General features: G+C 46.2%; 13 protein-coding genes. 8 read left to right on the top strand and 5 right to left on the bottom strand.

Going from position 1 to position 12084, the window contains the following annotated elements:
* Positions 1 to 25 precede the first annotated feature (25 nt).
* From B2118_RS06040 to B2118_RS06025, 4 genes are read left to right on the top strand one after another with little or no spacing between them, the layout of a single operon-like run.
* Positions 26 to 946: a M23 family metallopeptidase gene (locus tag B2118_RS06040; protein WP_428054151.1), complete on the top strand. Its 921-nt coding sequence runs from the start codon at positions 26 to 28 to the stop codon at positions 944 to 946.
* A 15-nt stretch (positions 947 to 961) separates the two neighbouring features.
* On the top strand, positions 962 to 1363 hold the full coding sequence (locus tag B2118_RS06035) for a bactofilin family protein (RefSeq protein ID WP_428054149.1): 402 nt from the start codon (positions 962 to 964) through the stop codon (positions 1361 to 1363).
* Between the two features lie 17 nt (positions 1364 to 1380).
* On the top strand, positions 1381 to 2064 hold the full coding sequence (locus tag B2118_RS06030) for a SurA N-terminal domain-containing protein (RefSeq protein ID WP_428054147.1): 684 nt from the start codon (positions 1381 to 1383) through the stop codon (positions 2062 to 2064).
* Between the two features lie 3 nt (positions 2065 to 2067).
* Entirely contained in the window at positions 2068 to 2976 is a 909-nt protein-coding gene (locus tag B2118_RS06025) for a PfkB family carbohydrate kinase (RefSeq protein ID WP_428054145.1), read from the top strand.
* An 83-nt stretch (positions 2977 to 3059) separates the two neighbouring features.
* Here B2118_RS06025 and B2118_RS06020 read toward each other — a convergent pair whose 3' ends face one another.
* From B2118_RS06020 to B2118_RS06000, 5 genes are all read right to left on the bottom strand, one after another.
* Positions 3060 to 3830 (bottom strand): hypothetical protein, encoded by a 771-nt coding sequence (locus tag B2118_RS06020; RefSeq protein ID WP_428054143.1) that lies wholly within the window; start codon positions 3828 to 3830, stop codon positions 3060 to 3062.
* A 14-nt stretch (positions 3831 to 3844) separates the two neighbouring features.
* Complete coding sequence (locus B2118_RS06015; RefSeq protein ID WP_428054141.1) at positions 3845 to 4573, bottom strand: hypothetical protein; 729 nt, start codon at positions 4571 to 4573, stop codon at positions 3845 to 3847.
* On the bottom strand, positions 4570 to 4950 hold the full coding sequence (locus B2118_RS06010; RefSeq protein ID WP_428054139.1) for an NINE protein: 381 nt from the start codon (positions 4948 to 4950) through the stop codon (positions 4570 to 4572). Before B2118_RS06010 ends, B2118_RS06015 begins: the two co-directional genes overlap by 4 nt.
* A gap of 58 nt (positions 4951 to 5008) precedes the next feature.
* Positions 5009 to 5815 (bottom strand): type I restriction enzyme HsdR N-terminal domain-containing protein, encoded by an 807-nt coding sequence (locus tag B2118_RS06005; protein ID WP_428054137.1) that lies wholly within the window; start codon positions 5813 to 5815, stop codon positions 5009 to 5011.
* 363 nt (positions 5816 to 6178) lie between these two features.
* The gene (locus B2118_RS06000; RefSeq protein ID WP_428054135.1) at positions 6179 to 8095 is read right to left on the bottom strand and encodes an N-acetylmuramoyl-L-alanine amidase; all 1917 of its coding nucleotides are present in this window, start codon (positions 8093 to 8095) and stop codon (positions 6179 to 6181) included.
* 24 nt (positions 8096 to 8119) lie between these two features.
* Between B2118_RS06000 and B2118_RS05995 the strand changes: the two genes are divergently transcribed.
* From B2118_RS05995 to B2118_RS05980, 4 genes are read left to right on the top strand one after another with little or no spacing between them, the layout of a single operon-like run.
* Positions 8120 to 8875: a Nif3-like dinuclear metal center hexameric protein gene (locus B2118_RS05995; protein WP_428054133.1), complete on the top strand. Its 756-nt coding sequence runs from the start codon at positions 8120 to 8122 to the stop codon at positions 8873 to 8875.
* A gap of 19 nt (positions 8876 to 8894) precedes the next feature.
* Positions 8895 to 10124, top strand: a complete 1230-nt coding sequence (locus B2118_RS05990; RefSeq protein WP_428054131.1) for a M20 family metallo-hydrolase — start codon at positions 8895 to 8897, stop codon at positions 10122 to 10124.
* Between the two features lie 8 nt (positions 10125 to 10132).
* Positions 10133 to 10549, top strand: coding sequence for a type II secretion system protein (locus B2118_RS05985; protein WP_428054129.1), 417 nt, complete (start codon positions 10133 to 10135; stop codon positions 10547 to 10549).
* 53 nt (positions 10550 to 10602) lie between these two features.
* The gene (locus tag B2118_RS05980; RefSeq protein ID WP_428054127.1) at positions 10603 to 11385 is read left to right on the top strand and encodes a prepilin peptidase; all 783 of its coding nucleotides are present in this window, start codon (positions 10603 to 10605) and stop codon (positions 11383 to 11385) included.
* The last annotated feature ends 699 nt before the right edge of the window (positions 11386 to 12084 follow it).

Below are 12084 nucleotides of genomic sequence, written 5' to 3'. Positions count from 1 at the left end.
CTTTGTATATGATAGAATACAAAAGATGGGTAAATTAATCAATCATTTGGTGCGTGCGCTGGGGGAACGGGTGGACATTTTGATAATGCCGCGCCTGGGGGCCTCTAAAAAATTTAAGGTGCGCGTGCTTACGCTTGTGCTGGTGTTTGTGCTGTGGCTGGTGGTTACGCTGTGCGGCTTTGTATTTTTTATCCGCACCTACGACTATAACATTACCAAGGCCGAGAACAATTTAATGCGCGTAAAAATGAAACTCATCGCTGACGAGTTGGAGCGCGGCCGCAAATATTTGGACCTGACCCGCACCACTGATACGCAAATGCGGCAAATGCTGGGTATGCCCGGCGGTAAATTTATCAATTTGCCCAAAGGTTGGGAAGCCGCCAAAGAAAAAGAAGACGCCCGCTTTAAAGAAATGCTGGACAAAGATTTGACCGAGTTGGACGCGGATGAATTTGAAGAATATATTGATGTAATTGAAGACGCGGCAAAAACGCGTTTGGCTTCGTTCCAGGAAATCGCTTGGTATTTTGCCAATCGCCGTGAGGGGTTGAACTCTACGCCCTCTATCCGCCCGTCTTCGGCGCGTATCAGTTCCGGCTTTGGCTACCGGTTGGACCCGTTCGGCCGCCGCAGTACCAAGCGCCACAACGGTATAGATTTTGCTGGCAAGCCGGACAGCCCGATTGTGGTTACTGCCGACGGTGTGGTGCGCCACGCAGGTTGGGTGCCCAGTTTCGGCCAGGCTATTTTGGTGGACCACGGCTTGGGTTACTCCACGCTCTACGCCCATACCACGGGTATCCGTGTAAAGGCGGGCGATGTGGTCAAGCGCGGCGATAAAATCGCTACAATGGGTTCCAGCGGGCGCTCCACGGGTACGCATTTGCATTACGAGGTGTGGAAGGACGGGCAGGCCGTCAATCCGCGCAACTATTTTAAATAATTCTAGGAGGAGTTTATGGGGTTTTTGAAGAAGGATTCGGATTTTTCGTCCGGTGAACATTTTTCCGTCGTAAGCGCGGAGTGCTATTTTCAGGGTACGTTAAGCGTGCAGGGTTCCCTGCGCGTGGACGGCACCTTGGAGGGCTCCGTGGATAACGCCCGCCACGTCATTGTAGGGACGGACGGCAAAATCGTGGGCGACGTAACGGCGGAAATTATCGTCTGCGGCGGCGTGATTGAAGGGAACGTCTGCGCCGATATGTTGGAAATCTCTTCTGCTGCGTCTATCAAGGGCGACATCCGCGCCAAAAAGATGATTGTGGAAGAGGGCGGACGCATTGACGGACAATGCACCATCGGTGGCGCCGAGGACGACGAGGCCGAAACGGACGAAGAAAACGAGGAAGAATCTAAATAACAACAGGAGTTTAGCGTATGATTTCGTTTCTGATTAAACACAAAAAAATTATTCTTATTATTACGTTGGCTTTCTTTTTGGGAAGCATCGTGTATTTAGGGGCGGATGCGTACCGCCGTGGTAATTTCAGCAGCACCGCCGCCAAGGTGGGCTCTGAGGACATTACTTACCGCCAACTTTACCGCGTGGCCGAGGACCGCGCCCGTGCCTTGCGCAACCAAGGGATTGACGTGGACGAGGATATGATGAAATACCTGCGCCAGCAAATGTTGGCCGCGCTTATCAGCGAAGAAGTATTAAACCAAGCCGCCAACAAAGCGGGCCTTGCCGTGTCCGACTACGAAGTCGCCTACGACATTAAAACGTCCCCTTTCTTTACGCAGAACGGCTATTTCAGCAAAACCGCTTATGAATACGCCCTCAAACGCACCTTGGGCTTAACCCCGGCCGAGTTTGAAACGCAACTGCGCAAGGGCAAAATGGCGGACCGCTTCCGCGGCGTACTCTACTCCTTTTATAAATTAACGCCCGAAGAAATTAAATATGCCTACAAAACGCAGCACGGCTCTATGAAGAATTTTGACAAGAACCGCGCCGACTTTGCCGCGCAATTAATGGAAACCAAAATGGAAACGGCCCAACGGGCGTTTTTTGACCAGTTCAATAACGAAGTGGAAATTAAGACTTTCTTACAGGATTAGCCCGTGAAAAACGAAGTATTAGTAGTAGGTTCAGTTGCTTTTGATACGATTGAAAACGCCAACGGAAGCGTTAAGCGCGTGTTGGGCGGCGCGGCGAGTTACGCCTCCGTCTGCGCGAGTTATTTTTCCAGCCCGTCCGTAGTGGCTGTGGTGGGCACGGACTTTACCGATGAGGACCGCGAACCGTTTGTAAAACGCGGGGTGGACCTTTCCGGACTGGAAGTGAAGGACGGGAAAACCTTTCATTGGGGCGGTAGTTACGATAAAGATTTCAATACGGCTGTAACCAAGTTTACCGAATTAAATGTTTTCCAAAACTTTAACCCGGTGCTGACCGACGAGCAGAAGAACGCCAAGGCCGTGTTTTTGGCCAATATTGACCCGGAACTTCAACTGTCTGTTTTAAAGCAGGTAAAACACCCCCGTTTGGTGGCGTGCGATACGATGAACTATTGGATTTCGTCCAAAAAGGCGCAGTTGCTGGAAGTGGTAAAAAAGATTGATATCTTCTTTTTAAACGAAACCGAAGCGCGCCAATTAACGGGCGAATACAACCTGATTAAAGCCGGCAAAATTTTGCTCTCGCAAGGGGTAAAATATGTGGTGATTAAACTGGGTTCCAACGGGGCAATGCTGGTAAGCAAAAAGGGCATTGCGCAGTTGCCGCCTTTTATCTTGGAGCACGTTCACGATACCACCGGGGCGGGCGATACCTTTGGCGGCGGTTTTACGGGTTATTTGGCGAGCCTGAAAAACTGGAATTCCTTGCAGGCCATTAAGCGCGCAATGATGATTGGCAACGTGATGGCCTCGTTTACGATAGAATCTTTCAGCGTGGACCGCTTGGCCAATTTAACCAAGCGCGACATTAACAAACGCTTAAAAGACTATGTAAAAATGTTGCAGTTTTAGTGTTTTAAATTACGAAACTTGCGAAACGAAATCAAAAAACCGGCCCGAGGCTTTCCGCCCCGGGCCGGGTGTTTTTAAGAATATTATTTCAGTGTTTGACAAACATTTCTATAGTATGTGTCTATTGTTAAATATAACTTTGGTTCCTCAAAATAAATAGAGTCTTTTATATTTTTAATCGAGTTGCAATAATCTTGTGAATCTGTTGCCGTTTGCCACTGATTAATTAATTTATCATAAACCTCTTGACAAGTATTGTATGATTTTATTGCCTGTTCCTTTTTGTTTTCATATTTTTCGTCTAATTTTTTTTGCGCCTCTATTTGTTTTTCTTTTTGAATTTCTTTTAACATTTTTTGTCTTTCTGCTTTTGAATAAATACGTTTTTTTATCATCTTAAACGAATCAACAGAGTTTTTAAAACCATCTATTGTTGTATAATGATATTTTGTCCTTGTCCAATTTTCCTCGCAAAGTTCATTAGGAATGTCATAACGGGTATATCTTTCTAAATTACTTAATGCATACGGGAACTTAATATGAATTATTTCGTCCCTTGAACATACAAAACTATAACACGGAAAAGCCAATACTTCGCGCTTATTTATTCGTTGGAAGGGAGCAAACCCATCAAATGTTATCATAGGAGTGCATTTACTAATATCATAGTATGGCGCATCATCTAAAGAAACTGGAAGTTTAGCGGCGATCGGTTTGCTTCCCACATCTTTCAATACACATTGCATTTCCGGTTTTCTTATTTGACTTTCAAATTTCGCTCTTTTTTGTCCAGGGGTTAATGTGGTACACGCGCCCACAAGGCTAGCCATTGCTAAAATTATTATTTTTTTCATTTCGTTTCTCCAATTTACAAATCGCACAACCAACTTGGCTCAACTTTTGTGACTAGTGCAAAAGTGAACAATGGATTTTTCAAATCTTTCGGAGCAGGTTCTAGTTGTAAGGTTGCCCAACAACCTGCATTGATACCTAGTTTTGCTAGTTTCTTATAAAATTCTTTGCAATCTTTTTGTTTTTTAGAACATAATCCAAAAACGGTTTCATTTACTGTATATCCGTCCTCTTTCTCTTCTATAATCCCTTGCCCTATGTCTGCAGAAGTGATACGAAAGACAAAATAATCAGTGATAAGTTGTGAAAAAATGGGCGGAACGGCCCTATCTACACCAGCATAAATTTTAAGTTTCTCATTATTTACAATGAACTCGCCGAGTGTATGGGGTGTATATCGGGTCCAGTATTGCCAATCAACTTTATATTTTCCATCTATATCTTTTTTTAACTTGGCCCAATACAAGCGATCTTGGACCTTTATCTTTAAGACAGCATTACTTCCTTTATCCACTTCTTTAATAATTTCATAATCACGCATTCTAATATCTGTTCTGTTTTTATAATGTTCTTCCATGTATGGAAGCATTTTATCTGCGTTTAATATATATTTTGTCTTTTCTTTTATTGTCTTTCCGGCGGCAAATTTTACAAAGACTTTTCCTGCGGGAGTCTTGGCGCCGTGATTATCAATGCACGCTCCTAAAATTAGACAACTAATTAGTAAAAATAATATTTTTTTCATTTGCTTTCTCCTTTTGTGCTGTTATATTTCAAATCAAAGGTTTTTTGGTCCATACAAGCCAAGCGGATAAAATCAACAATAGCCATTATCGCAAGGACAAAAGCAAAAAATGGATAAATACCTATTACCAGTGAAATGCTCCCAATAATTAATATAGCAACGCCTGCGCCAATTTTTCCTAAATAAAATCTATCGCCGCCCATCCACCACAAGAAAAAGACTAATAGCAAGGCTATTGTTTTGCTTTTACGTTCTGCTTTTGGTTTTAATCCTTGTGCCCGTTCTTGTGCCTTGGTGGGGTTATATCCACAATTTGGGCAAGCATCTGCCATATCTGAAAACTCTTTACCACATTCTTTACATTTAATTAATGCCATACATATCTCCTTTTATTTGATTTCTTACATATTAGATAAACTATGCGACAGCATATTGTCACAGCACCGCTTGCGTCTCTGTCGGTTTATATTCTGTGCCAGAAGTCGCTATAGCCTTATTTGTTTTTTTCTTCTTTTTACTTTTCATCAAATCAAACGGATTGTTACGGCCCTGGGGCAACGGTAATACTTTCGCAAAACACGCATAAATATGCGGTGCTAGTTTATTCATTTCTTTTTGTTTTTTATTTTGCTTTTTCTGTATTACCTTACACAATGCCTTAAAGCACTCTTCGCTCCGCAGCCAAACGATTACATTGTCAGGTGAAATCGTATCTTTGGTTTTGGCATATTCGCGGCGGTCTTGAGGGGAAAATTCCGCGTGGAAAATATGAAACTTTTCACAATATTGAGAGGTAATCCTCTTGGGAAAATCTATAAGATCTGCTTCCGCAATTTTTTGTCTGTCTTTTTTTGTTTTGCCTTGGGGATACCAATAAAACTCCCATCTAATGCCATCCGTCAAAATTCCCCATTCACATACATTTGCGCGGCAATATAAATCTAACTGTTTTCTTGCTTTTTCGTTTAACTGACTTTTTTCAGCATTATATTTTTTCCCTTCACACAGTATTTTCTCTTGCGGATGATGTATAGCAATATCCACGTGCTTATTGCTGACGTTCTCTTCCGGCTCTAACCGGTCTCTTTTATAACCAAATGCATTCACCAAAAGATCTTTTATTAAGTCAACACTTACAGCCTCCGGTGGCTTGCTTGCTGCCAAAATTTTCCGTATGCTCTCGGCGTGCTGTCTTATTCCCTTGTGCACCTCGTTTTGATACCATTTTTTCAGTTGAATCATTTAGTTCTCCTTGTGTTATGTTTTTCATTACTACACAATTTTTTCAATAAAAAAGGCGGCTGTTATTTGTGAGAAGCCAATCACACAAATAAACAGCCGCCTACCCTTCCTGATATAAAATCAGAAACAGGATTAGTCGCCGACAAAAACGGGTAATTAGTCCGTTTTCATCGGCGATAGCGACTATTTTTGGTTTGGCTTCTCCTAATGTTGTCCTTAAGTGATGTCTATATAGACAACCAAAAACAGTATTAATTGTAATCAAGCCACATTTAAGGCTTGGGAAAATGGATAAACTCCTTTTTTATATTTTATAACTTAACTATATCAAATTTTGATGTGGGCGGTTAGGCTATATCAAAATTATTTGCCGGATTTGGCAGATTTCAAAATCACTTTGCGGGTCGGTTTTTTAAACGAATTACGGCGCGAGGGCTTCTTTTTGGCGGGGGTTTTTACACCGTAAAAGTTCAAAATGCCCTCATACAAGGCTTGCACCAAGGGCGCACGCCCGGCAGTAGTTTTAGCCATTTGCTCCTGCTCGGGCAGGATGATATAGGCGCTTTCCACCAAAATACTTGGCAGTTGCGGAATCCGCGGGATAAACAGCACATCGTTGGCAATCATCCCGTTGTCCGGCAGGGGCACGTTGCGCGTGTAGGAATCGTACACGGCTTGGGCCAGTTGGAAACTGTGCGGATAGTTGTAATAAACCGAATATCCCCGCGCGCGCGAAAGGGGATTAATGGTTTCCGGCAAGGCGTTATAGTGCAGGCTGACAAAGATATGCGCCTGCTCGGAAAGCGCCAGTTCGTAGCGCGCCTGCAAGCCCATACGGTTGTTGCCGTGGCGGGTCATAATCACGGTGGCGCCAGCCTTTTCTAAGAGCGGTTTTAATTCGTTTGCCAGAGCCAAGTTGGCCTCGTACTCCAAATAGCCTGTCGGGCCGACGGCTCCGTCGTACGGCACGGCGCGGCGCGGGCTGTGCCCCGCATCTATCAAAATGCGCGCGCCCTTTAACGGCTGTTCCTGGGTGGGGGTTAAAATGGGCTTGTGGATGAGGTCCAACAATAGGTTGCCGTCCTCAAAATTGTATGAGTGGCCCCACAGCGCGGTGTTCTTTTTGAAATAAATTTTAAAGAGCACCGTGTCTTGCGCGGGCTGGGACCAGGTGATGCTGTCTACAATGGGGCTTAATGTGTCAAAACTGAAATTTTCGTCAAATCCGTTTACATAGTAAAAGGTCAGTTCCAAGCGGTCGTTAAACTCGTGTACGCTAATGGGCACTTGCCGGGAACCCACAAAAATCAGGCGTGTTTTTTCGTCCGTAGATACCGTGCGCAAAGAAGTAATCCGCCCGGGCGTGTAGTCGGCGGACGGGAGCAGTTTTAATTTGCCTTCTTCCAGCCACGCGGATTCGCTTTCGTTTAGGGCAATGCGGTATTGCTTGTTTAAACGGCCGTTTATCAGCACCTCGCCATAGGCGCGGTAAAAGGGGTATAGGTTTTCCCGCGGGGTGGGGATTTTGCGCAGTTTTACGCCCGGGGATAAAATTTTGGCGCGGGTGAACGGGTCCTTTTGGTTCAACACTTTAATTTTGGCGGGTGCCGTAATTTTGGCCTCGGTGCCGTCCGGGCCGTTTTTCATTTTGTAGGTTACTTTGGCGGTTTTAGCCTTTTGGGCCTCATCAATTAAATATTTGGCGCGGTACATCCCGGGGGACGAAACATCCTCCTTCATTGGGATATTTTTCGCATCCTTTAAACCGGATAAGGTATAAGTTACTTCCGCGCCCGGCGTGCCGCGCACGGATAAACCCACCACATCGCCCGGCAGTAATTCCACGGGTGTTTGCGGAAAGACCTCTTCCGGGTCAAACTCGGCCTTGGCGGAAAAATCCTTTATGTTGGCGCCGGGTACGATAATGCGGCGCACGGCTTGGACGGTTTCCTTGCCGTTTCCGGCCGTCAGTACAAATTCAAATTCCCCGTTTTGCACGGGCAAATACGCTAGGAAAGCCCCGTTATCGTGCAGGGGGATATCCTCGCCGTTAATATCAAGCGTTAAGGCTCCGGGCAAAGTAACTTGCCCGAAGATAAAAATCTTTTTGGCTCCCCGCGAGACTGTCATTTTTTCGTGCGGGTATTGTACCGTTATCGGGGCATTTTGCGTCTGCGGCCCGGCCTGTGCGGGCAGGTAGGGGGCGGTGGCAATGGGGCTGCCGTGGATAAAGGAGGAAAAAAAGATTAGAAAAAAAGCGAAAAAAACTGTTTTTTTCATCTTATAAAATGATAACATAATTCTATGGTGAATTGTGAAGACGTTTTACATTTTGTGGATACTTACTTAAACAGCGCCCAAATTCCCGATATGAGCCATAACGGTTTGCAGGTGGAAGGAACGCCGCGCGTAGGCAAAATTGTCTTCGGCGTATCGGCTTCACTCGCCCTGTTCCGCCAAGCCAAAGCGGCGGGGGCGGATATGGTGCTGGTCCACCACGGGCTTTTGTGGGGGCAGGAACAGGCCTTAACCGGACTCTTTAAAGAGCGCGTAGCCTTTTTGCTCAAAAATAATATCAATTTGGCGGCATATCACTTGCCACTTGATAAACACCCCGTAGTGGGGCACAATGCCTGCTTAATCCGCGCATTAGGTGCCCAACGGGAACAGCCCTTTGGCGTGTACCACGGGCAAACGATAGGTTTTTGCGGTGTGTTGCCGCAGCCCCAAACCTTGGACCAAGTGGCCCAAACCTTGGAAGCGTATTGCAATACCAAGGCGGTGCGCTTGCCGTTTGGATCTAACCGTATAGAGTCGGTGGGCATTGTCAGCGGCGGGGCGTATAGTATGCTCCCGCAAGCGATTGAAAAACACTTGGACTTGTACATTACGGGTGCGCTGGACGAGCCCGCGCAAGAGTGGTGCCGTGAGGGGAATATTAATTGTTTGGCCTTGGGCCATTACAATTCCGAAAAACCCGGCGTATTGGCTTTAATGGAATTAATCGCCAAACGCTTTGACGTACAAACAGAATTTATTGATGTACCCAATCCGCTGTAAGAGTGGACCGGAGGAAAAAATGGAAAAAGAATTATTCAAAAAAATTGATTCCTATAAACAAACTGTCATTGATTTGCAAACGCATATGATTGCCTGCCCGGCGGTATCTCCGCACGCGGGCGGCCCCGGCGAAAATGCCAAAGCCGAGTACCTGTTTTCCGTTTTGAAAGAAATGAACTTTGACGAACTTTATTATATTAACGTCAAGGATCCCAAAGCCAAAGACGGCGTGCGCCCGAACATTGTAGCCAAATACTACGGCGAAAACAAAAAGAAAACCTTGTGGGTAATGGCGCATATGGATATTGTGCCGCCCGGCGATTTGAATTTGTGGAAGACCGACCCGTATAAAGCCGTGGTAAAAGGCGATAAAATTTATGGACGCGGTTCCGAAGATAACCAGCAGGGCTTGGTGTCTGCTTTGCTCACGGTAAAAGCGATGATGGAAAGCAATGTCCGCCCGCCGTGCACCTATGCCTTGCTCCTCAATGCGGACGAGGAAATCGGCAGCGAATTTGGCATCCGCGCTATTTTAAAGAAATACGGCAAAACCTTTGGCAAGGACGACGCTTTCTTAGTGCCGGACGGAGGCAACCCGGAAGGTACGATGGTGGAAATTGCCGAAAAGAATATGCTGTGGGTAAAATTTACCGTACAGGGCAAACAAACCCACGCTTCTACGCCGCACTCGGGCAATAACGCCGTGCGCGCTTCTGCGCATTTGGTGGTAAAACTGGGCGATTTGTATAAGATTTTCAACAAAAAGGACAAGGTGTTCGCCCCCGAAAGCACCAGCACCTTTGAGCCGACCAAACGCTTGGCGAACGTGCCTAACGTAAACACAATTCCGGGTACGGACGTGTTTTACTTGGACTGTCGCGTATTGCCTTGCTACAAAAACGCCGATGTATTGGCCGAAATTGCCAAAATGGTAAAAGCCATTGAAAAGCAATTTAAAGTAACGGTAAAGGTGGAAACGGAAATTAACGAGTCTTCCTTGCCGACGGACAAAAACGCTTCTATCGTCAAATTGACCCAAGCGGCGGCCAAGGCTGTTTATAAAAACTCCCCGCGCGCTATGGGCGTAGGCGGCGGAACGGTGGGGGCGTATTTGCGCAACGCGGGCTACCCTGTGGTGGTATTCTCCAAACTGGACGATATGGCCCACCAGCCCAATGAATATTCCAGCATTAAAAACACGCTGGGCGATGCCAAAGTATTTACCTTGGTAGCGTTGAATTTTAAATAGGGGCGCGTATGAAGAAAGGTTTTACGGTAACGGAAATCTTGATTACGGTGGTGGTGTTTGCCCTGCTGTTGGGGTTCACGGTGCCGAAATTTTTCACACTCGTGCATAAAGCCCAAGAGGGCAGCACCAAGCACAAATTGGTCAAGGTGCGCAGCGCCATTGCCGCCTATTACGGCGAGCACCAGGGCACTTATCCGACGGACAATTTGACCAGCCTGGTGCCGGCGTATATTGAGCGTATTCCGCAGGCCACCGTGCCGGGCTATCCGCCCTCTTCGCACGTTTCCACCGGGAACTTTGAAGAGTGCTTTACCAAAACAGGCGGTTGGGCCTACGTCAGCGACCCGGCCGACCCGCGCTATGGCGATTTCTTTGTGAATACCGACAAAGAAGACAGTTACGGTAAACCTTGGAATATGCATTAAGTTTTGTCCTCCGCCTGTAACTGGGCGGGGGATTTTTTTGTATAAGGAGCATTATGGAAACCCTGATTTTAGTTTTCTCCGCCATCTTCGGCTTGATTTTCGGCAGTTTTTTAAATGTGTGTATTTACCGCATCCCGCGGGATAAATCCATTGCGTGGCCGCCATCGGCGTGCCCCAAATGCAACGCGCACATTAAATGGTACGACAATATCCCCGTGTTTAGTTTCTTGTGGCTGCGCGGGAAGTGCCGTAATTGCAAACAGCCGATTTCGGTGCAATATCCGCTGGTGGAACTTTTAACGGGCTTGCTGACGTTTTTATTTGTGTGGCGTTACGGCATAACCCCGTGGACATTTGTATGCGTGGCGGCGGTGTATGCGCTGATTATTTTATCTGTCATTGATTTGGAACTGATGATTATTCCGGACCGCTTTTCCTTGGGCCTTATTGGCCTTGGATTGGCGTTTGCGTGGCTAAACCCCAACTTTGAGGGTGTCTGGTGGCAGAAGGAACTTTTGTCGCTCCTAGGGGCTGGCGTGGGCCTTTTTGGCGTACTGGCGATTGCGCTTATCGGCACTTGGTGGTTCAAAAAGGAAGCAATGGGCGGCGGCGACGTAAAGTTAATGGGCGGTATTGGCGCGCTTATTGGCTGGGAAGGGGTTATTACGACGCTTATTTTTGCCTCTTTCTTGGGCCTGATTTACGCTATCTTTTTAATGATTTTTAAGGGCAAAAAGGGGGCAGACGCAATTCCCTTTGGGCCGTTTTTGAGTATGGGTGCGCTGATTAATTTGTTTTATTTGGTGGTTCCCTCAATGTTGGTAATAGAGTTATAGTTTTTAGGAATTGGTAAGGGGAAGCCGGAACGCATTTTGTTGCGTTCCGGCTTTTTTGTGGTGGGGTTAGCAACCCGCAAGGTGCGAGTAAAAAAATAAAGAATGAGGTTATCCTGAACAGGCGGCCCGCAGGGTTTTCAGGATCTACCGATTGGGGTGTTGGATGTTTATAGAAATAAAGGTCATACTGGAAGGTTTTTGTCCAGTATCTGTTGTTTTCCTCTTTATTAATAACGACAGATCATGGACTACGGATTTCCAGGATGACGACAACAACTAACTACCCAAGCAGTAGATCCTGAAATAAATTCAGGATGACTTTTATTTTATAACGGTCTTTATTTTATTTATTGTTGCTGTTTCGTTCGTTTGCAACATTACAAAATGAGTGTTGCACCCATAACTCAAAAGGGCGCGGAAAATCTGCGGCCCGCAGAGTGCGGCGCGCAGGGTGCCGTCATCCCGGAAGGTTTTTATAACTACTGCTCACAATAAACCCCGGGCGTAAGCCCGAGGGATGGAGTGTGCGAACCCGCTACTAGAAAACTTTGTTTTCTCATTATGTTTAGTAGCGGGCAAAATTAAGCAACGCTGAAATTTTGGAGCAAAAGAAACCCCGAGCGTGAGCTCGGGGAGTTTCATCCGGGATCTGCCGTTTTTGTTGTTGCCTTTTTGGCTGTTTACTGTAAAGGGGTTGTT

The sequence above is a fragment of the Candidatus Avelusimicrobium stercoris genome (assembly GCF_002437085.1).
Classification (GTDB): domain Bacteria; phylum Elusimicrobiota; class Elusimicrobia; order Elusimicrobiales; family Elusimicrobiaceae; genus Avelusimicrobium; species Avelusimicrobium stercoris.
Note: the sequence above shows the minus strand (reverse complement) of the source record. Positions and strands in the feature narration are given on the sequence as shown.